This window comes from Azospirillum humicireducens, from assembly GCF_001639105.2.
Taxonomy (GTDB): Bacteria; Pseudomonadota; Alphaproteobacteria; order Azospirillales; family Azospirillaceae; genus Azospirillum; species Azospirillum humicireducens.
Window position 1 is genome coordinate 403,855 of record NZ_CP015285.1, and the last position, 19,791, is coordinate 423,645.

27 protein-coding genes are annotated in these 19,791 nt (G+C 64.7%); all 27 read left to right on the forward strand.

The genetic code is table 11. The features are described from left to right. Window position 1: 1 nt before the first annotated feature. The 27 genes from rpoC to rplO all read left to right on the forward strand — a co-directional run bounded on the left by rpoC (window position 2) and on the right by rplO (window position 19,755). A complete protein-coding gene (gene rpoC, locus A6A40_RS01820; protein ID WP_063633863.1) occupies window positions 2-4,174 on the forward strand; it encodes a DNA-directed RNA polymerase subunit beta' in 4,173 nt (1,390 codons plus the stop codon). A gap of 122 nt (window positions 4,175-4,296) precedes the next feature. Then, window positions 4,297-5,364, forward strand: coding sequence for an alpha/beta hydrolase family protein (locus A6A40_RS01825; protein ID WP_146191532.1), 1,068 nt, complete (start codon window positions 4,297-4,299; stop codon window positions 5,362-5,364). Window positions 5,365-5,641: 277 nt separating this feature from the next. After that, complete coding sequence (rpsL, locus tag A6A40_RS01830; RefSeq protein WP_012973201.1) at window positions 5,642-6,013, forward strand: 30S ribosomal protein S12; 372 nt, start codon at window positions 5,642-5,644, stop codon at window positions 6,011-6,013. A 12-nt stretch (window positions 6,014-6,025) separates the two neighbouring features. After that, complete coding sequence (rpsG, locus tag A6A40_RS01835) at window positions 6,026-6,496, forward strand: 30S ribosomal protein S7 (RefSeq protein ID WP_012973202.1); 471 nt, start codon at window positions 6,026-6,028, stop codon at window positions 6,494-6,496. A 27-nt stretch (window positions 6,497-6,523) separates the two neighbouring features. Further along, the gene (gene fusA / locus A6A40_RS01840; RefSeq protein ID WP_063633865.1) at window positions 6,524-8,596 is read left to right on the forward strand and encodes an elongation factor G; all 2,073 of its coding nucleotides are present in this window, start codon (window positions 6,524-6,526) and stop codon (window positions 8,594-8,596) included. An 88-nt stretch (window positions 8,597-8,684) separates the two neighbouring features. Then, on the forward strand, window positions 8,685-9,824 hold the full coding sequence (gene tuf, locus A6A40_RS01845; protein WP_063633866.1) for an elongation factor Tu: 1,140 nt from the start codon (window positions 8,685-8,687) through the stop codon (window positions 9,822-9,824). Between the two features lie 541 nt (window positions 9,825-10,365). Further along, entirely contained in the window at window positions 10,366-10,674 is a 309-nt protein-coding gene (gene rpsJ, locus A6A40_RS01850) for a 30S ribosomal protein S10 (protein ID WP_012973204.1), read from the forward strand. 61 nt (window positions 10,675-10,735) lie between these two features. Then, window positions 10,736-11,446: a 50S ribosomal protein L3 gene (rplC, locus tag A6A40_RS01855; RefSeq protein WP_063633867.1), complete on the forward strand. Its 711-nt coding sequence runs from the start codon at window positions 10,736-10,738 to the stop codon at window positions 11,444-11,446. Between the two features lie 5 nt (window positions 11,447-11,451). After that, entirely contained in the window at window positions 11,452-12,072 is a 621-nt protein-coding gene (gene rplD / locus A6A40_RS01860) for a 50S ribosomal protein L4 (RefSeq protein ID WP_063633868.1), read from the forward strand. Continuing rightward, a complete protein-coding gene (locus A6A40_RS01865; RefSeq protein WP_012973207.1) occupies window positions 12,069-12,386 on the forward strand; it encodes a 50S ribosomal protein L23 in 318 nt (105 codons plus the stop codon). Before rplD ends, A6A40_RS01865 begins: the two co-directional genes overlap by 4 nt. A 16-nt stretch (window positions 12,387-12,402) precedes the next feature. Beyond that, window positions 12,403-13,230 carry a 50S ribosomal protein L2 gene (gene rplB / locus A6A40_RS01870; RefSeq protein ID WP_012973208.1) on the forward strand — a complete coding sequence of 276 codons (828 nt, stop codon included), beginning with the start codon at window positions 12,403-12,405 and terminating at the stop codon, window positions 13,228-13,230. Between the two features lie 12 nt (window positions 13,231-13,242). Then, window positions 13,243-13,521: a 30S ribosomal protein S19 gene (gene rpsS / locus A6A40_RS01875; RefSeq protein WP_012973209.1), complete on the forward strand. Its 279-nt coding sequence runs from the start codon at window positions 13,243-13,245 to the stop codon at window positions 13,519-13,521. Window positions 13,522-13,524: 3 nt separating this feature from the next. After that, window positions 13,525-13,920 (forward strand): 50S ribosomal protein L22, encoded by a 396-nt coding sequence (gene rplV, locus A6A40_RS01880; RefSeq protein ID WP_014246892.1) that lies wholly within the window; start codon window positions 13,525-13,527, stop codon window positions 13,918-13,920. Then, entirely contained in the window at window positions 13,920-14,669 is a 750-nt protein-coding gene (gene rpsC, locus A6A40_RS01885) for a 30S ribosomal protein S3 (protein WP_012973211.1), read from the forward strand. Before rplV ends, rpsC begins: the two co-directional genes overlap by 1 nt. 12 nt (window positions 14,670-14,681) lie before the next feature. Further along, complete coding sequence (rplP, locus tag A6A40_RS01890) at window positions 14,682-15,113, forward strand: 50S ribosomal protein L16 (protein ID WP_012973212.1); 432 nt, start codon at window positions 14,682-14,684, stop codon at window positions 15,111-15,113. After that, window positions 15,110-15,316 carry a 50S ribosomal protein L29 gene (gene rpmC / locus A6A40_RS01895; RefSeq protein WP_012973213.1) on the forward strand — a complete coding sequence of 69 codons (207 nt, stop codon included), beginning with the start codon at window positions 15,110-15,112 and terminating at the stop codon, window positions 15,314-15,316. The genes rplP and rpmC overlap by 4 nt, the downstream gene beginning before the upstream one ends. A gap of 12 nt (window positions 15,317-15,328) precedes the next feature. After that, the gene (gene rpsQ / locus A6A40_RS01900) at window positions 15,329-15,583 is read left to right on the forward strand and encodes a 30S ribosomal protein S17 (protein ID WP_014246895.1); all 255 of its coding nucleotides are present in this window, start codon (window positions 15,329-15,331) and stop codon (window positions 15,581-15,583) included. 19 nt (window positions 15,584-15,602) lie between these two features. Then, window positions 15,603-15,971 (forward strand): 50S ribosomal protein L14, encoded by a 369-nt coding sequence (gene rplN, locus A6A40_RS01905; RefSeq protein ID WP_012973215.1) that lies wholly within the window; start codon window positions 15,603-15,605, stop codon window positions 15,969-15,971. Beyond that, window positions 15,971-16,288 (forward strand): 50S ribosomal protein L24, encoded by a 318-nt coding sequence (gene rplX, locus A6A40_RS01910; RefSeq protein WP_014246896.1) that lies wholly within the window; start codon window positions 15,971-15,973, stop codon window positions 16,286-16,288. Before rplN ends, rplX begins: the two co-directional genes overlap by 1 nt. Before the next feature lie 10 nt (window positions 16,289-16,298). Further along, a complete protein-coding gene (gene rplE, locus A6A40_RS01915; protein WP_014246897.1) occupies window positions 16,299-16,841 on the forward strand; it encodes a 50S ribosomal protein L5 in 543 nt (180 codons plus the stop codon). Between the two features lie 15 nt (window positions 16,842-16,856). Continuing rightward, window positions 16,857-17,162 carry a 30S ribosomal protein S14 gene (gene rpsN, locus A6A40_RS01920; RefSeq protein ID WP_014246898.1) on the forward strand — a complete coding sequence of 102 codons (306 nt, stop codon included), beginning with the start codon at window positions 16,857-16,859 and terminating at the stop codon, window positions 17,160-17,162. A 13-nt stretch (window positions 17,163-17,175) separates the two neighbouring features. After that, window positions 17,176-17,574 (forward strand): 30S ribosomal protein S8, encoded by a 399-nt coding sequence (rpsH, locus tag A6A40_RS01925; RefSeq protein WP_042694090.1) that lies wholly within the window; start codon window positions 17,176-17,178, stop codon window positions 17,572-17,574. Window positions 17,575-17,587: 13 nt separating this feature from the next. Further along, on the forward strand, window positions 17,588-18,121 hold the full coding sequence (gene rplF / locus A6A40_RS01930; protein ID WP_063633869.1) for a 50S ribosomal protein L6: 534 nt from the start codon (window positions 17,588-17,590) through the stop codon (window positions 18,119-18,121). Window positions 18,122-18,126: 5 nt separating this feature from the next. Next, window positions 18,127-18,489 (forward strand): 50S ribosomal protein L18, encoded by a 363-nt coding sequence (gene rplR, locus A6A40_RS01935; protein ID WP_063633870.1) that lies wholly within the window; start codon window positions 18,127-18,129, stop codon window positions 18,487-18,489. 12 nt (window positions 18,490-18,501) lie between these two features. Further along, window positions 18,502-19,071, forward strand: coding sequence for a 30S ribosomal protein S5 (gene rpsE, locus A6A40_RS01940; RefSeq protein ID WP_014246902.1), 570 nt, complete (start codon window positions 18,502-18,504; stop codon window positions 19,069-19,071). A gap of 2 nt (window positions 19,072-19,073) precedes the next feature. Then, window positions 19,074-19,265, forward strand: coding sequence for a 50S ribosomal protein L30 (gene rpmD / locus A6A40_RS01945; RefSeq protein ID WP_014246903.1), 192 nt, complete (start codon window positions 19,074-19,076; stop codon window positions 19,263-19,265). Window positions 19,266-19,269: 4 nt separating this feature from the next. Next, the gene (rplO, locus tag A6A40_RS01950; RefSeq protein ID WP_014246904.1) at window positions 19,270-19,755 is read left to right on the forward strand and encodes a 50S ribosomal protein L15; all 486 of its coding nucleotides are present in this window, start codon (window positions 19,270-19,272) and stop codon (window positions 19,753-19,755) included. Window positions 19,756-19,791: the final 36 nt, after the last annotated feature.

Consider the following 19,791-nt stretch of genomic DNA (forward strand, 5'->3'; position numbering starts at 1 on the left):
CATGAATGAGTTGATGAACATTTTCGGCCAGGTCCAGGGGCCGCAGAGCTTCGATCAGATCCGCATCCAGATCGCGAGCCCCGAGCGGATCCGGTCCTGGTCCTACGGCGAGATCAAGAAGCCGGAAACCATCAACTACCGCACCTTCAAGCCGGAGCGCGACGGCCTGTTCTGCGCCCGCATCTTCGGCCCGATCAAGGATTACGAGTGCTTGTGCGGCAAGTACAAGCGCATGAAGTATCGCGGCATCATCTGCGAGAAGTGCGGCGTCGAGGTCACGCTGTCGAAGGTCCGGCGCGAGCGCATGGGCCATATCGAACTGGCGTCCCCGGTCGCGCACATCTGGTTCCTGAAGTCGCTGCCGAGCCGCATCGGCCTGCTGCTCGACATGACGCTCAAGGATCTGGAGCGCATCCTCTATTTCGAAAACTACGTCGTCATCGAGCCCGGCCTCACCCCGCTCAAGCTGCATTCGCTGCTGAGCGAGGAAGAGTACATGAACGCCCAGGACGAGTATGGCGAGGACGCCTTCACCGCGTCGATCGGTGCCGAAGCGCTGCGCATCATGCTGTCGGCGCTCGACCTCGACGAGGAGAAGAAGCGCTGCCGTGAGGATCTGCGCGACACCAACTCCGAAGCCAAGCGCAAGAAGCTGGTCAAGCGCCTGAAGCTGATCGACGCCTTCCTTGCCTCGCAGTCGCGCCCCGAGTGGATGATCCTGGAAGTCATTCCGGTGATCCCGCCCGAGCTGCGTCCGCTGGTCCCGCTCGACGGCGGCCGTTTCGCGACGTCCGACCTGAACGACCTGTACCGCCGCGTCATCAACCGCAACAACCGTCTGAAGCGGCTGATCGAGCTGAAGGCGCCGGACATCATCGTCCGCAACGAGAAGCGCATGCTGCAGGAGGCCGTCGACGCTCTGTTCGACAACGGCCGCCGTGGCCGCGTCATCACCGGCGCCAACAAGCGTCCGCTGAAGTCGCTGTCCGACATGCTGAAGGGCAAGCAGGGCCGCTTCCGTCAGAACCTGCTCGGCAAGCGCGTCGATTACTCGGGCCGTTCGGTCATCGTCGTCGGTCCGGAGCTGAAGCTGCACCAGTGCGGCCTGCCGAAGAAGATGGCGCTGGAGCTGTTCAAGCCCTTCATCTACGCCAAGCTGGAGCTGTATGGCCTCGCCTCCACCATCAAGGCCGCCAAGCGGATGGTGGAAAAGGAGCGTCCCGAGGTGTGGGACATCCTGGAAGAGGTCATCCGCGAGCATCCGGTGATGCTGAACCGTGCGCCGACGCTGCACCGTCTCGGCATCCAGGCGTTCGAGCCGACGCTGATCGAAGGCAAGGCGATTCAGCTGCACCCGCTGGTCTGCACCGCCTTCAACGCCGACTTCGACGGCGACCAGATGGCCGTGCACGTCCCGCTGAGCCTCGAGGCCCAGCTGGAAGCGCGCGTCCTGATGATGTCGACCAACAACATCCTGTCGCCCGCCAATGGCAAGCCGATCATCGTGCCGTCGCAGGATATCGTGCTCGGCATCTATTACATCTCCATGGACCGCCCGAGCGAGAAGGGCGAGGGCATGGTGTTCGCCAACGTCTCGGAGATCGAGCAGGCGCTGAACGCCAAGGTCCTGTCGATCCATGCGAAGATCAAGGCGCGCTACGTCGGCGTGGACGACGAGGGCAACGAGCTGATCAGCATCGTCGAGACGACGCCGGGCCGCATGCTGCTGTCGGAGCTGCTGCCGCGTCACCCGAAGGTGCCGTTCTCGCTGATCAACCGCGTCCTGACCAAGAAGGACGTCGGCAACGTCATCGACGCCGTCTACCGCCACTGCGGCCAGAAGGAGACGGTGATCTTCGCCGATCGCCTGATGAAGCTGGGCTTCGGTCACGCCTGCCGCGCCGGCATTTCCTTCGGCAAGGACGACATGGTCATCCCCGTCGCCAAGGAGAAGCTGGTCAACGAGTCGAAGGAGCGGGTGAAGGAGTTCGAGCAGCAGTATCTCGACGGTCTGATCACCCAGGGCGAGAAGTACAACAAGGTCGTCGACGTCTGGTCGGAATGCACCGAAAAGGTCGCCTCCGAGATGATGAAGGCGATCTCGACCACCGAAGCCGGCAAGCCGGTGAACTCGGTGTACATGATGGCCCACTCCGGTGCGCGCGGTTCCGCCGCGCAGATCCGTCAGCTGGCCGGCATGCGCGGCCTGATGGCCAAGCCGTCGGGCGAGATCATCGAGACGCCCATCATCTCGAACTTCAAGGAAGGCCTGACCGTGCTGGAGTACTTCAACTCCACCCACGGCGCCCGCAAGGGTCTGGCCGACACCGCCTTGAAGACGGCGAACTCCGGTTACCTGACCCGCCGTCTGGTCGACGTGGCGCAGGACGCCATCATCGTCGAGCATGATTGCGGCACCGAGCGCGGCATCACCGTCAAGGCGGTGATCGACGGCGGCGAAGTCATCAGCCCGCTGGGCGACCGCATCCTCGGCCGTACCGTGGTCGGCGACGTGATCGACCCGCTGAACGGCGAGCTGATCGTCGAGGACGGCGGCCTGATCGACGAGCCGACGGTCGACCGTATCGAGCGGTCTGGCATCGACTCGGTGAAGATCCGTTCGGTCCTGACCTGCGAGACCCGCGACGGCGTCTGCGCCAAGTGCTACGGCCGTGACCTGGCCCGCGGCACGCTGGTGAACACCGGCGAGGCGGTCGGCGTCATCGCGGCGCAGTCGATCGGCGAGCCCGGCACCCAGCTGACGATGCGTACCTTCCACATCGGCGGTGCGGCGCAGCGCGGTGCGGAGCAGAGCCAGATCGAGGCGGCGTTCGATGCGACGGTGCGGATCAACAACCGCAACGTCGTCATGAACTCGTCCGGCATCCCGGTCGTCATGGGGCGCAGCACCGAAGTGATCCTGCTCGACGAGCAGGGCCGCGAGCGGGCCCGTCACCGTGTGCCGTACGGTGCCAAGCTGCTGGCCGACGAGGGCGTGAAGGTCGAGCGCGGCGCGAAGCTGGCCGAATGGGATCCCTACACCCTGCCGATCATCACCGAACGCGCCGGTACCGCCCGCTACATCGACCTCGTGGAAGGCATCTCCATGCGCGAGGTGATGGACGAGGCGACCGGCATCAGCTCCAAGGTGGTGGTCGACTGGCGCCAGCAGCCGCGCGGTGCCGATCTGAAGCCGCGCATCGCGCTGGTGGATGAGCGGGGCGACCTGATCACCCTGCCGAACGGCCTGGAAGCCCGTTACTTCATGTCGGTGGACGCCATCCTGTCGGTGGAGAACGGTGCCGAGGTCCGGGCCGGCGACGTGCTGGCGCGTATCCCCCGCGAGTCGTCCAAGACCCGTGACATCACCGGCGGTCTGCCGCGCGTGGCCGAGCTGTTCGAGGCGCGTCGTCCGAAGGACTTCGCGATCATCTCGGAGATGAGCGGCCGCGTCGAATTCGGTAAGGACTACAAGACCAAGCGCCGCATCGTCGTCCGCAATGACGAGACCGGTGACGAGAAGGAGTATCTGATCCCGAAGGGCAAGCACATCTCCGTGCAGGAGGGTGACTATGTCGAACGCGGCGATCTGCTGATGGACGGCAACCCGGTGCCGCACGACATCCTGGCGGTGATGGGTGTGGAGGCCTTGGCCGACTACCTGATCAACGAGATCCAGGACGTCTATCGACTGCAGGGCGTGAAGATCAACGACAAGCACATCGAGGTGATCGTTCGCCAGATGCTGCAGAAGGTCGAGATCACCGACGCCGGCGAGACCACCTTCCTGGTGGGCGAGCAGGTCGACCGTCAGGAGTTCGACGAGGAGAACGAGAAGACCGTGGCGGAAGGCCTCCAGCCCGCCCACGGTCATCCGGTTCTCCAGGGCATCACCAAGGCCAGCCTGCAGACGCGGTCCTTCATCTCGGCCGCGTCGTTCCAGGAAACCACCCGCGTCCTCACGGAAGCGGCCGTCGGCGGCAAGGTCGACAATCTGGAAGGCCTGAAGGAGAACGTCATCGTCGGTCGCCTGATCCCGGCCGGCACGGGCTCCGTGGTGAACCGCCTGAAGCTGATCGCCGCCGAGCGCGACCGCGAGGCCGCCCTGGAAGCCGGCGCTCCGGAGGAAACTCCGGCCCTGCCGACCCCGGGCGAGGAAAGCTCCGCGGCCTGATGCGGCGCTGATTGGTTGGGTGTTAGAAGAAGTCCGGGTGCCTCCGATAAGGAAGCCCCGGACTTTTTCTTTGTCCGGCTTTTCCTTTGGCCGGATCGGAGGATGACATGATGCGGCGGAGGTTGATCGCGCTCCTGAAGGTGGCCCTTGTCACGCTGCTCCTGCCGGCGGCCACCGGATCGGCCCTTTCCGGCCTGCCGGAAACGACGGTCGCGGTGGGATACCGGTCGATGACCATCGCCTCGCCGGCGCGTGGCGGCGAGGTGACGGTCGGCATCTGGTATCCCGCTGCAAGCGATGGCGATGGTGGTGCCGGCACGCTTGTCGGAGGCAGTCGGGTTTTCGAACCGACGCCGGCCCGGACGGGCGCGCTTCCCCAAGGGCGCCATCCTCTGCTGGTGATGGCGCATGGCGGGTTGCGCGCAGGCGGCCATATCGGAGACTGGCTTGCGGCCGGGATGGCGCGGGCCGGCTATGTCGTGGCCCTCGTCGAACCCGTCGGGTTCCAACCGGATGGCGCCGGTGTGCTCAAGGAACTGACCGCCCGGCCCGCCGACATGAGCGCGGCGATTTCCGCGCTGCTTGGAAACGCCGAATTGTCATCGACGATCGAGCCCGGACGGATCGGCACGGTCGGGCTGTTGCGTGGCGGAACCTCGGCCATGGCACTGCTCGGAGTACGAATCAGCGGCGAACGCTACAGGAGCCTGTGCGAGCGATCGCCGGAGGATCGTGATTGCCGTTGGTTTGCAAAGGCCGGCATTTCCTTCTCCGGCTTGGATCTCGGTCCGGTGGGGGCCGATCACCGTGACGCCCGGGTGGTGGCCGGTGTGGCCGTGGCCCCGGAATTGACCAGTATCATGACGTCGGAGGGGCTGACGGCGGCCAGCCGCTCGATGTCGGTTCTGCTGCTCGACGACGCGGCGATCCCAGGTGCGAAGGTGGACGATCTAGCCGGCTTCCTGCCGCCTGACCGTCTTCGGTCCGTGGCGGGGGCAACTCCCTTCAGCCTCTTTCCGATTTGCGCCACCCAAGCTGCCGCTCTTTTGCGGGAGAACGGGGAGGACGCTTCGCTCTGTCGTGACGATGCCGGCCCAAATCGCATGGCCATTCACCGGGAATTGCGCGATATGATCATCCGCGCACTGTCGGAGTTGGGGCTGCCCCCGAGGCAGGCTGATCTCCGGTGACGCGTCCGACTGGCGCTCCGGAGCGCTCCGCCCGGCCGGATCCAAACGCGGCGCAAAGCTCGCTTGACTCCATCGACCCCTTTCCCTAAAGTCCGCGAACTTCAGAGGACCCCTGGGGCAACCCGTGCGTCCGCTTGAATCCACCGATCCCGCCGATCGGAGCTTTCCGATCGGCTTTCGCTCATTCAGCCCGCTCGGAACGGCAACGTTTCGCAGGCGGGCTTTTGCTTCGTCCGGCTCCGCCGGCCGAGTGATCTTGAAGGGATGAAGGGCAGATATGCCGACGATCAACCAGTTGATCCGTAAGCCGCGCGAGCCGTTGGCCGCGCGCAACAAGGTTCCCGCGATGGAGGCCTGCCCGCAGAAGCGTGGCGTCTGCACTCGCGTTTACACCACCACCCCGAAGAAGCCGAACTCGGCGCTCCGTAAGGTCGCCCGCGTTCGTCTGACGAACGGCTTCGAGGTGACGAGCTACATCCCTGGTGAGGGCCACAACCTCCAGGAACACTCGGTGGTCATGATCCGCGGCGGTCGTGTGAAGGATCTTCCCGGCGTTCGCTACCACATCATTCGCGGCACGCTGGATACCCAGGGCGTCAAGGATCGTAAGCAGCGCCGTTCGAAGTACGGCGCGAAGCGTCCGAAGTAAGGAGAACTCACGATGTCCCGTCGTCATCGCGCCGAGAAGCGTGAAGTCCTGCCGGACGCCAAGTACGGCGACCGCGTCCTGACGAAGTTCATGAACTGCCTGATGCTGGACGGCAAGAAGTCGGCCGCCGAAGGCATCGTCTACGGTGCGCTCGGCCGCATCGAGGTCAAGACCAAGAACGACCCGGTTCAGGTCTTCCACGACGCCCTGGCCAACGTGAAGCCGCACCTCGAAGTGCGTTCGCGTCGCGTCGGCGGTGCGACCTACCAGGTTCCGGTCGAGGTCCGTTCGGACCGCGCCCAGGCACTGGCCATTCGTTGGCTGATCAGCGCCGCCCGCGCCCGCTCGGAAAACACCATGACCGAGCGTCTGTCGGGCGAGCTGCTCGACGCTGCCAGCCAGCGCGGCACCGCCGTGAAGAAGCGCGAAGACACGCACCGTATGGCGGAAGCCAACAAGGCGTTCTCGCACTACCGCTGGTAAGGTTCACGCCTGTCCTGGTGATTTTGCATGCCCCGTTCGCACGCCCTCGACCGTTACCGCAACATCGGCATCATGGCTCACATCGATGCCGGCAAGACGACGACGACCGAGCGCATCCTGTTCTACACCGGCAAGTCCTATCGCATGGGCGAGGTCAATGACGGCACTGCCGTCATGGATTGGATGGAGCAGGAGCAGGAACGGGGCATCACCATCACTTCGGCGGCTACGACCTGTTTCTGGCGCGACCACCGCATCAACATCATCGATACGCCCGGCCACGTCGATTTTACGATTGAGGTCGAGCGGTCCTTGCGTGTCCTGGATGGCGCTGTCGCCATCTTCGACGCTGTTGCGGGGGTCGAGCCCCAGACGGAAACCGTGTGGCGGCAGGCCGACAAGTACGGCGTGCCGCGCATGGCCTTCGTCAACAAGATGGACCGTGTCGGGGCAGATTTCCCCAACTGCGTCGCTATGATGACAGACCGGCTGGGCGTGAAGCCGCTGGTCCTTCAGATTCCCATCGGTGTTGAAGCGGGCTTTTCCGGAATCGTCGATCTGGTCGCGATGCGCGCCACGATCTGGAAGGCCGAGACGCTCGGCGCTGAATTCGAACATACAGACATTCCCGAGGAATTGGCTGAAACGGCAGCGAGCGCCCGCCAGACGCTGCTGGAAGCCGTTCTGGACCTCGATGAGGCGGCGATGGCCGCCTACCTGGAGCGCGGCGAGGAGCCTGCGCCCAATGCCCTGCGCGGGCTGATCCGCAAGGGCACCATCACCGGCGCGGTCGTTCCGGTGCTCTGCGGTTCCGCCTTCCGCAACAAGGGTATCCAGCCGATGTTGGATGCCGTTGTGGATTACCTGCCGGCACCCAACGACATCGGTGCGATCAAAGGACATGCCGTGAGCGGCGACCGCAGCGAAGAGCGGCCGGCAAACGACAGTGCGCCTTTCGCCGGCTTGGCTTTCAAGGTGATGAACGACCCCTATGTCGGGACGCTCACCTTCTGCCGGATCTACTCCGGCACCGCGACCGTGGGCGATTGGATGCTCAACCCCGTGAAGGGTGAGCGCGAGAAGATCGGACGCATGTTGCTGATGCATGCCAACAGTCGGGAAGACATCGAGCGCGCCCACACTGGCGACATCGTTGCCTTCGCCGGGCTGGAGCGCACCGCGACCGGCGATACCCTCTGTGACCCGGCAAAGCCCATCGTGCTCGAACGGCTGGATGTTCCCGAGCCGGTGATCGAGATCGTGGTTGAGCCGCGCACCGAGGCCGACCAGGAGAAGATGGCGGCGGCGTTGAACCGGCTGAGCCACGAAGACCCGTCGATGCGGGTGTCCGTCGATCGCGAGAGCGGCCAGACCGTCATCCGCGGCATGGGCGAACTGCATCTCGACATCGTCGTCGACCGGATGAAGCGCGAATTTCGCGTCGACGCTTCCGTCGGCACGCCGAAGGTGGCCTACCGCGAGACTGTGCTGCGCGCTGCCGAGGTGGACCATACCCATGCCCGACAGACCGGCGACCGGGCCCAATTCGCGCGGGTGACGCTGAAGGTCGAGGCGCTGGAGCGCGGCGCCGGCTTCGTGTTCGAGAACCGCGCGGTCACCCTGTCGCGGGATTTCGTCGCCGGTGTGCAACGCGGACTGGAAGCCGCCAAGGACAGCGGTGTGGTCGCCGGCTATCCGGTCGTCGATGTGAAGGTCACCTTGGCCGGCGGCGAGACCCACGATGTCGATTCCTCCCCGCTGGCCTTCGAGTTGGCGGCGCGGGCCGCATTCCGCGAGGCGATGACAAAAGCTGCACCGGCGCTGCTTGAGCCGCTGATGCGGGTCGAAATCATCACGCCGGACGACTATATGGGCGACGTCATCGGCGACCTGAACGGTCGCCGGGGGCAGATCACCGGCATGGACCAGCGCGGCAACGCGCGAATCGTCACGGGACTGGTTCCCTTGGCGGCCATGTTCGGCTATGTGAACTCCCTGCGCTCCATGAGTCAGGGCCGCGCGCAGTACAGCATGCAGTTCGACCATTATGAGCCGGTGCCACAGGCCATCGCGGACGGTGTCCGCGCCAAGGTGGCCTGAAGACCGCTGGAACGATTGAGAAACGGAGAGACCACCCCATGGCGAAGGCAAAGTTCAGCGGAACAAGCCGCACTGCAACGTTGGCACGATCGGCCACGTCGACCACGGCAAGACGTCGCTGACGGCGGCGATCACGAAGGTGCTGGCGGAGTCCGGCGGCGCCACCTTCACCGCTTACGACCAGATCGACAAGGCGCCGGAAGAGAAGGCCCGCGGCATCACGATCTCGACGGCCCACGTCGAGTACGAGACGACCAACCGCCACTACGCGCACGTCGACTGCCCGGGCCACGCCGACTACGTGAAGAACATGATCACCGGTGCCGCCCAGATGGACGGCGCGATCCTGGTCGTGTCTGCCGCGGACGGCCCGATGCCGCAGACCCGCGAGCACATCCTGCTGGCCCGCCAGGTTGGCGTTCCGGCGCTGGTCGTGTTCATGAACAAGGTCGACATGGTCGACGATCCGGAGCTGCTGGAGCTGGTCGAGCTGGAAGTGCGCGAGCTTCTGTCGTCCTACCAGTTCCCGGGCGACGACATTCCGATCACCAAGGGCTCGGCGCTGTGCGCACTGGAAGACCGTTCGCCGGAGATCGGCCGTGACGCCGTCCTGGCGCTGATGAAGACGGTCGACGAGTACATCCCGCAGCCGGAGCGTCCGAAGGACCGTCCGTTCCTGATGCCGATCGAAGACGTGTTCTCGATCTCGGGCCGCGGCACCGTGGTGACCGGCCGCGTCGAGCGTGGCATCGTGAAGGTCGGTGACGAAGTCGAGATCGTCGGCCTGAAGGCCACGGTTAAGACGACGGTGACGGGCGTCGAGATGTTCCGCAAGCTGCTCGATTCGGGTGAAGCTGGCGACAACATCGGCGCGCTGCTGCGCGGCACCAAGCGTGAGGACGTCGAGCGCGGCCAGGTTCTGGCCAAGCCGGGTTCGATCACCCCGCACACCAAGTTCAAGGCCGAAGCCTACATCCTGACGAAGGAAGAGGGCGGCCGTCACACCCCGTTCTTCACCAACTACCGTCCGCAGTTCTACTTCCGTACGACGGACGTGACCGGTATGGTCTCGCTGCCGGAAGGCGTCGAGATGGTGATGCCGGGTGACAACGTCGCCATGGAAGTGGCTCTGATCGCCCCGATCGCCATGGACGAAGGCCTGCGCTTCGCCATTCGCGAAGGTGGCCGCACCGTCGGCGCCGGCGTCGTTGCCAAGATCGTCGAGTGATGACCCATCCGGCAGCCGCCGCGAGGCGGTCGCCGGAGAGGGAAGGGTAGGGCGGCCGGAACGATCCGGCCGCTGGATGTAAGAGACGGGCCGTCTACCCCGCGCGAGCAGGAAGGGCGGCCCGCCCGGTTCTAGCCATCGGGCGTCGGTGTTCGGAGCCGTCCGCCTGTCAACCCAGCTTCCTCCGATACGGGGGGAGAATCAGGATTGACAGGCGGGCGCTGAACGCCTAGAGATTACGCCCTCTGGATTTTGGGTTGGTGGTAGGCAGCTTCGGCCTAGACGCAGCCCGAGACGAACGGCAAGGCGCGCCTCCACAGGAGGCGCGCCACATGCTGATCGGAGCATCCCCTCAGCGCTTCCTGCGCAGGGGATGTTCTTTTTCGTGTCGGCCCGTCGCATCGGTCAATGTGTCGCCCGTCGACCCCGCTTCGGTGGTTCGGCGCGCGGCATTGCGCTGTCGGCGATGCCCCCAAGCAAGCTCGTGGAGTTCCGGTGACGCGTCCGCGTCATCGCTAGAAGGTGCAAGGGACGTTTGGACATGGACAGCCAGAACATCCGCATCCGTCTGAAGGCGTTCGATCATCGCGTGCTCGACCAGTCGACCAGCGAGATCGTCAACACCGCCAAGCGGACCGGCGCGCGCGTGCGGGGCCCGATTCCCCTGCCGACGCACATCGAAAAGTTCACCGTGAACCGTTCGCCGCACATCGACAAGAAGTCGCGCGAGCAGTTCGAGATCCGCACTCATAAGCGCCTGCTCGACATCGTCGATCCGACGCCGCAGACCGTGGATGCGCTGATGAAGCTCGACCTCGCCGCCGGCGTCGACGTCGAGATCAAGCTCTGATTTTGGTTTGGTAAGGGACCTCTCCGGTAAGCGGATGTCCCTGGTCAGGAGATAAAGAACAATGCGATCCGGTTTGATCGCGCAGAAGGTCGGCATGACCCGCGTCTTCACGGACGACGGTCAGCATGTTCCGGTCACTGTGCTGAAAGTCGACAGCTGCCAGGTCGTCGCCGTTCGCACCGAGGACAAGGATGGCTATACCGCCGTCCAGCTCGGCGCGGGCGCCATCAAGGTCAAGAACGTCAACAAGCCTGAGCGTGGGCACTTCGCCAAGGCGCGTGTGGAACCGAAGCGCAAGCTGGTCGAGTTCCGCGTCGATGCCGATGCCCTGATCGAGGTCGGTGCCGAGCTGTCGGCCGCCCACTTCGTCGCCGGCCAGTACGTCGACGTCACCGGCACTTCCATCGGTAAGGGTTTTGCCGGTGCGATGAAGCGCTGGAACTTCGGTGGTCTGCGCGCCACGCACGGCGTGTCGGTGTCGCACCGTTCGCACGGTTCGACGGGTAACCGTCAGGATCCCGGCAAGGTCTTCAAGAACAAGAAGATGGCCGGTCATCTCGGCGACGAGCGGGTTACGGTCCTGAACCTCCAGGTCGTCGCCGTCGACGAAGCCCGTGGTCTGATCATGCTCAAGGGTGCCGTCCCCGGCGCCGAGGGCGGTTGGCTGCGCATCCGTGACGCCGTCAAGAAGAAGGCTCCGGAAGGCCTGCCCTTCCCGGCCGGCATCAAGTCTGCTCCGGCGGCGGAAGCCCCGGCCGAGACGCAGGAGTGAGCGCCATGAAGGCCACGATCAAGAACCTGAACAACGAAGCCGTCGGCGAGATCGAGCTGTCGGACGCCGTGTTCGGCCTGCCGACCCGCACCGACCTGCTGGCCCGCATGGTTAACTGGCAGCTGGCCAAGCGCCGCTCCGGCAACCACAAGACCAAGGGCATCAGCGAGATCAGCGGCACGACCAAGAAGCCCTACTCGCAGAAGGGCACCGGTCGCGCTCGTCAGGGCTCCATCCGTTCGCCGCAGTTCCGCGGCGGTGCGACCATCTTCGGCCCGGTCGTGCGCTCGCACGCCCATGAGCTGACCAAGAAGGTCCGCAAGCTGGCGCTCAAGACTGCCCTGTCGGCCAAGGCCGCTGAGGGCAAGCTGATCGTTCTCGAGGCTGCCGCTGCCGAGACGCACAAGACCAAGGAGCTGGCTGCCCGTCTCGCCACCCTGGGCCTGACGTCCGCGCTGATCATCGATGGCTCGAACCTGGACGAGAACTTCGCCAAGGCTTCGCGCAACATCCCGCTGATCGACGTGCTGCCGGAGCAGGGCGCCAACGTCTACGACATTCTCCGCCGCGACACGCTGGTCCTGACCCGCAACGCGGTCGAGCAACTGGAGGCTCGCCTGAAATGAGCAAGCAGTCGAAACCTGCGGTGAGCCAGGAGCGGATGTACGACCTGATCCTCGCTCCCGTCATCACCGAGAAGTCGACGTTGGTGTCGGAGCATAACCAGGTCACGTTCCGCGTGCCGCTCACGGCCTCCAAGCCGGAGATCAAGGCCGCCGTTGAAGGTCTCTTCAACGTCAAGGTGACCGCGGTCAACACCCTGGTTTCCAAGGGCAAGACCAAGCGGTTCCGCGGCACCATCGGCCGTCGCTCGGACTTCAAGAAGGCCGTCGTCACCCTCGCCGAGGGTAACAAGATCGACGTGACCACGGGCATCTGAGCGGGAGTGTGATCCGATGGCTCTGAAGCAATACCGCCCGATTACGCCGTCGCTCCGCCAGCTGGTCATTGTTGACCGCTCGGAGCTGTGGAAGGGCAAGCCGGTCAAGACCCTCACTGAGGGCCTGACCAAGTCTGGTGGCCGCAACAACACCGGCCGCATCACTGCGCGCCGTATGGGTGGCGGTCATAAGCGCACCTATCGTCTGGTGGACTTCAAGCGTCGCAAGTTCGACGTTCCGGCCACCGTCGAGCGGCTCGAATATGATCCGAACCGCACCGCCTTCATCGCGCTGATCAAGTACCAGGATGGGACCCTGTCCTACATCCTGGCGCCGCAGCGCCTGAAGGTCGGCGACACGGTCATTTCGGGCGAACGCGTCGACGTGAAGCCCGGCAATGCCATGCCGCTGAAGAACATCCCCGTCGGTTCGATCGTGCACAACGTCGAACTGAAGGCCGGCAAGGGTGGTCAGGTGGCTCGTTCCGCCGGCACCTACCTGCAGCTGGTCGGCCGCGACGGCGGCTACGCCCAGCTCAAGCTCCCCTCGGGCGAGCTGCGTATGGTTCGCGGCGAATGCATGGCCACCCTGGGTGCCGTGTCCAACCCGGACCAGATGAACACCAACCTGGGCAAGGCTGGCCGCAACCGTTGGCTGGGCAAGCGTCCGTCGGTCCGTGGCGTCGCCATGAACCCGATCGACCACCCGCACGGTGGTGGTGAGGGTCGCACCTCGGGCGGCCGTCATCCGGTCACGCCGTGGGGCAAGCCGACCAAGGGCAAGAAGACTCGTCACAACAAGAAGACGGATGGCCTGATCCTGCGCCGCCGTCATTCGAAGTAAGGAGGTCGAACGATGGCACGCTCCGTTTGGAAGGGCCCGTTCGTCGACGGCTATCTGCTGAAGAAGGCGGACAAGAGCCGGGCTTCGGGCCGCAACGAGATCATCAAGATCTGGTCGCGTCGTTCGACCATCCTGCCGCAGTTCGTCGGTCTGACGTTCGGCGTCTACAACGGCCACAAGTTCCTGCCGGTTCTCGTCACCGAGCACATGATCGGTCACAAGTTCGGCGAGTTCGCTCCGACGCGGACCTTCTATGGCCACGCGGCGGACAAGAAGGCGAAGAGGAAGTAAGCCATGGGCAAGTCTGCCAATCCCAGCCGGATCGCGGAGAACGAGGCTCTGGCCCGCAATCCGATGATCCGCACCAGCCCGCGGAAGCTCAACCTCGTCGCCCAGCTCATCCGGAACATGGATGCCAGCCGCGCCGTGGCCGAGCTGACCTTCTCCAAGCGCCGCATCGCCGGCGAGGTGAAGAAGGTGCTGCAGGCCGCGATCGCGAACGCCGAGAACAACCACCAGCTCGACGTCGACCGTCTCTACGTGTCGTCGGCGACGGTCGGTCGCGCTCTGGTGATGAAGCGCTTCCACGCCCGTGCCCGCGGTCGCGGTGCCCGGGTCGAGAAGCTGTTCAGCAACCTGACGATCATCGTTCGCGAGCGTGACGCCGCCGTTGCCGAGGGGGCCGAGTAATGGGTCAGAAAATCAATCCGATCGGGCTGCGCCTCGGCATCAACCGGACCTGGGACAGCCGTTGGTTCGCCAAGCGCGATTACGCCAACCTGCTGCATCAGGACCTGAAGCTGCGTGGCTATCTGCAGGGTCGCCTGCAGCAGGCCGGTTGCTCGCGCGTCGTGATCGAACGTCCGGCCAAGAAGGCCCGCATCACCATCCACTCGGCTCGTCCGGGCGTGGTGATCGGCAAGAAGGGCGCGGACATCGAGAAGCTGCGTCTTGAGCTGTCGAAGATGACCGGCAGCGAGGTGAGCCTGAACATCGTCGAGATCCGCAAGCCGGAAATCGACGCTCGTCTCATCGCCGAGAACATCGCCAGCCAGCTCGAGCGCCGTGTGGCATTTCGTCGCGCCATGAAGCGCGCCGTGCAGTCCGCCATGCGTCTGGGCGCTCAGGGCATCCGGATCAACTGCTCCGGCCGTCTCGGCGGTGCGGAAATCGCCCGCATGGAGTGGTACCGCGAAGGCCGCGTTCCGCTGCACACCCTGCGCGCCGACATCGACTACGGTGTGGGCACCGCCAAGACCACCTACGGCACCTGCGGTGTCAAGGTGTGGGTGTTCAAGGGCGAGGTCATGGCTCACGATCCGATGGCGCAGGACAAGCGCATGGGTTCCGAGCCGGTGTCGACCGACGGCGAGCCGCGCCGCGAGCGGCACGATCGTCGCGACCGCCGCGAGCGCTCCGAGCGCTCCGAACGCGAGTAAAGGGGCCGAGCGATGCTTTCTCCCAAGCGCACGAAATTCCGTAAGGCCCACAAGGGCCGCATCCACGGCAACGCCAAGGGCGGCACCGCCCTCAATTTCGGCTCCTACGGCCTGAAGGCCCTGGAGCCGGAGCGCATCACCGCGCGTCAGATCGAAGCGGCCCGCCGCGCGATCACCCGCGCGATGAAGCGTCAGGGCCGCGTCTGGATCCGCATTTTCCCGGATCTCCCGGTCTCCACCAAGCCCGCCGAAGTCCGCATGGGTTCCGGTAAGGGTTCGCCGGAGTACTGGGCGGCCCGTGTGAAGCCCGGCCGTATCCTGTTTGAGCTGGACGGCGTGCCGGCAGATGTGGCAAAAACCGCCTTCGCTCTGGCGGCCGCGAAGCTGCCGATCAAGGTGAAGCTGGTGACCCGCCTGGGCGGTGTCGAGGAGACCGCGGCATGAAGGCCGTAGACATTCGTACGAAGAGCGCGGATGAGCTGAACGATCAGCTCCTCCAGCTCAAGAAGGAACAGTTCAACCTGCGTTTCCAGAAGGCCTCCGGCCAGCTGGAGAACACCGCGCGGGTGAACACGGTGCGCCGCGACATCGCCCGCATCAAGACCATCCTCGGCGAGCGTGCCCGCTCCGCCGACGCCGGCAAGTAAGGGGGATCATCCATGCCTCGCCGCGTTCTGCAGGGCACGGTGGTCAGCGACAAGTGCGACAAGACCGTTACGGTTCTTGTCGAGCGCCGTGTCATGCACCCCGTGTACAAGAAGTTCATTCGTCAGTCGAAGAAGTACGCCGCCCACGACGAGGGCAACCTGTTCAAGGTCGGCGATACGGTTTCGATCATCGAATGCCGCCCGATCTCGAAGTCCAAGCGTTGGACGGTCGTGACGGAGTCCGCCGCCGACAGCGGCGCCGCGTGATAACGAAAGGTCGTAAACAATGATCCAGATGCAAACCAACCTGGAAGTCGCCGATAACAGCGGGGCGCGCCGGGTGCAGTGCATCAAGGTGCTTGGCGGGTCCAAGCGGAAGGTCGCGACCGTGGGCGACGTCATCGTCGTCTCGGTCAAGGAGGCCATTCCGAAGGGCCGCGTCAAGAAGGGCGACGTGCATCGCGCCGTCATCGTCCGCACCGCGAAGGAACTGCGTCGGGAGGACGGGTCGGCGATCCGTTTCGACCGCAATGCCGCCGTGCTGATCAACAAGCAGGGCGAGCCGATCGGCACCCGTATTTTCGGGCCGGTCACTCGTGAGCTTCGCGGCAAGAAGTTCATGAAGATCATCTCGCTGGCGCCGGAGGTGCTGTAATGGCCGCCAAGATCAAGACCAAGGACAAGGTCGTTGTCCTGACCGGCCGTGACAAGGGCAAGACCGGCGAGGTGTTGAAGGTTTTCCCCAAGGAGAACCGTGCCGTTGTGCAGGGCGTGAACGTGGTGAAGAAGCACCAGCGTGCCAGCGCCCGCTCGCAGGGTGGCATCATTGAGATGGAGGCGCCGATCAACGTCTCCAATCTCGCTCACGTCGATCCCAAGGATGGCAAGCCGACCCGCGTCGGTTTCAAGATCCTTGAGGATGGCCGCAAGGTGCGTGTCGCCAAGCGGTCCGGCGAAGTCATCGACCTGTGAGGACCCGGGCATGACCGCACGTCTGAAAGAAGTTTACGATTCCAAGATCCGCGCCGCTCTGAAGTCGGAATTCGGCTACAAGAACGACCTGGAAGTTCCGCGGATCGAGAAGATCGTGGTCAACATGGGTGTCGGCGAGGCTGTCGCCGACTCCAAGAAGATCCAGCTCGCCGTGGCCGAGATGGCCGCCATCACCGGTCAGAAGCCGGTGGTGACCAAGTCGCGCAAGTCGATCGCCCAGTTCAAGCTGCGCGAAGGCATGGCGATCGGCTGCAAGGTCACGCTCCGTCGCGACCGCATGTACGAGTTCCTGGATCGCCTGGTGACGATTGCGTTGCCGCGCGTCCGTGACTTCCGCGGTATCCCGGGTGACAGCTTTGACGGCCGTGGCAACTACGCCATGGGCGTCAAGGAACAGATCATTTTCCCGGAGATCGATTACGACAAGATCGATCAGATCCGCGGCATGGACATCATCATCGTCACTACGGCGAAGACCGACCAGGAAGCCAAGGCTCTCCTGAAGGGCTTCGACATGCCGTTCGTGAGCTGAGGCTGGAGCACGACCATGGCTAAGACCAGTGCCATCGAAAAGAACAAGCGTCGCGCCAAGCTGGCCAAGCAGTACGCAAACAAGCGTGCGCGCCTGAAGGCAATCGCGAACGACAAGTCCCTCCCGCCGGAAGAGCAATTCGCTGCCCGCCTCAAGCTGGCCGAGCTGCCGCGCAACTCCTCGAAGGTGCGCATCCGGAACCGCTGCGAAATGACCGGGCGTCCGCGCGCGTTCTATCGCAAGTTCAAGCTGTCCCGCGTCACGCTCCGCGAACTGGCCTCGACCGGCCAGATTCCGGGCATGACGAAGTCGAGCTGGTAAGGAGGGTCCGAGAATGTCTTTGAGCGATCCGCTCGGCGATATGCTGACCCGCATCCGCAACGGTCAGCACGCCCGCATGTCCGTTGTGGTTTCCCCGGCGTCGAAGCTGCGCGTCAACGTCCTGGAAGTTCTGAAGCGTGAAGGCTTCATCCGCGGCTGGTCCGAGGAAGAACTGCGCCCGGGTGTCAAGAACCTGAAGATCGAGCTGAAGTACCACGAAGGCGAGCCTGTCATTAAGCAGATCGCCCGTGTGTCCAAGCCCGGCCGTCGCGTCTACTCGAAGATCGCCGACCTGCCCCGTGTCTATAACGGGCTCGGTCTGTCGATCCTGTCGACCCCGCGCGGCGTGATGTCGGACAATGAGGCCCGCGCCGCCAACGTTGGCGGTGAAGTCCTCTGCCGCGTGTTCTAAGGGGGATTGGCAGATGTCGCGCATTGGCAAGCATCCCGTGCCGGTTCCGGCTGGCGTCGACGTGAAGGTCGACGGTCAGCAGGTGACGGCCAAGGGCAAGCTGGGGCAACTCAGCCTGACCCTGATCGACGACATCACCGCCTCGCTGGAAGACGGCAAGGTGGTGGTGAAGCCGGCAAACGACAGCAAGCGCGCCCGCGTCATGTGGGCGACCTCGCGCACCCTGATCAACAACATGGTCACCGGTGTCAGCCAGGGCTACACGATCAACCTCGAGATCAACGGCGTCGGTTACCGCGCTGCCGTGCAGGGCAAGGAGCTGGTTCTCCAGCTCGGCTTCTCGCACGACGTGAAGTACCCGATCCCGGAAGGCATCACGATCAAGTGCGACAAGCCGACGGCCATTTCGGTCAGCGGCTATGACAAGCACAAGGTCGGCCAGGTGGCTGCCGAGATCCGCGGCTGGAAGAAGCCGGAGCCCTACAAGGGCAAGGGCATCAAGTACGAGACCGAAACCGTCCTGCGCAAGGAAGGTAAGAAGAAGTAACCGCCATGCTGAAGCCAAAGCAACTCCACGAGCGCCGCAAGCAGCGCGTGCGCGCGCAGATTGCCAAGAAGGCCGGCGGGCGCGTTCGCCTCTCGGTCTTCCGGTCGAATCTGCACATCTACGCCCAGATCATCGACGACGAAAACGGCAAGACGCTCGCGTCCGCCTCGTCGCTGGAGAAGGAGCTGCGCGAGCAGCTCAAGCACGGCGGCAACGTCGATGCTGCCAAGCGTATCGGCGGCCTGATCGCCGAGCGCGCCAAGGCCGCTGGGATTACCGAGGTCGTCTTCGACCGCGGTGGTTACATTTACCATGGCCGGGTCAAGGCCCTGGCCGACGCCGCCCGCGAGGGCGGGCTGTCGTTCTAAGGAGGCCCGGATATGGCACGTGAACGTGGGGAGCGGGACAACCGCGACCGGCAGCCGCGCGAGCGGGAAGAAAGCGAGCTGATCGAAAAGCTCGTCGGCATCAACCGCGTCGCCAAGGTGGTCAAGGGTGGTCGTCGCTTCGGCTTCGCCGCTCTGGTCGTTGTCGGCGATGGCAAGGGCCGCGTCGGCGTCGGTTCGGGCAAGGCCCGCGAGGTCCCGGAAGCCATCCGCAAGGCGACCGATCAGGCCAAGCGCGGCATGATCCGCGTCCCGCTGCGCGAAGGCCGCACGCTGCATCACGACACCAACGGTCACTTCGGTGCCGGCAAGGTCGTGCTGCGGGCTGCTCCGGCCGGTACCGGCATCATCGCCGGTGGTCCGATGCGCGCGATCTTCGAGGCTCTCGGCGTCGCTGACGTCGTGACCAAGTCGATCGGCACGTCGAACCCGCACAACATGATCAAGGCGACCTTCGACGCCCTGACCCAGGTCACCAGCCCGCGGTCTGTCGCGGCGCGCCGTGGTCGTCGCGTGAGCGACATCCTCGGCCGTCGTGAGGCCGGCGCCGGACAGGAGGCCTGATCATGGCGGAGAAGAAGACCGTCGTCGTGACCCAGATCGGCAGCCCGATCGGCCGCAAGCACGACCAGCGCGAGACGCTGGTCGGTCTGGGTCTCAACAAGCTGCACCGGACCCGCGAGCTGGAGGACACTCCGGCCGTGCGGGGCATGATCGCCAAGGTCGCGCACCTGGTCCGCGTCGAGAACGAGGGCTGAGATCATGACCAAGCTGAATGACCTGCGTGACAACGCCGGTGCCCGCAAGGCGCGCATGCGCGTCGGTCGCGGTATCGGTTCGGGCAAGGGCAAGACCGCTGGCCGCGGCGTGAAGGGTCAGACCTCGCGCACCGGTGTGGCGATCAACGGCTTCGAAGGCGGGCAGATGCCTCTGCACCGCCGCCTGCCGAAGCGCGGTTTCCGGAACATCTTCGCCAAGGAATATTCGGTGGTTAACCTGGGCATGGTCCAGAAGGCCATCGACCTGGGCAAGCTGAATGCTTCCGAGACCATCGATGCCGCGGCGCTCAACGCCGCCGGTGTCACTGGCAAGGTGAAGAAGGACGGTGTCCGTCTGCTGGGCAAGGGCGAGCTGACCGCGAAGGTATCCTTCACGGTCGCCGGCGCGTCCAAGTCGGCGATCGAAGCCGTCGAGAAGGCGGGTGGCAGCGTCACGCTGACCGCTCCCGCCGCCGAAGCCGCCGAGTAAAGTTCCGCGACAAGCCCGCGCTTGCGCGCGGGCTTT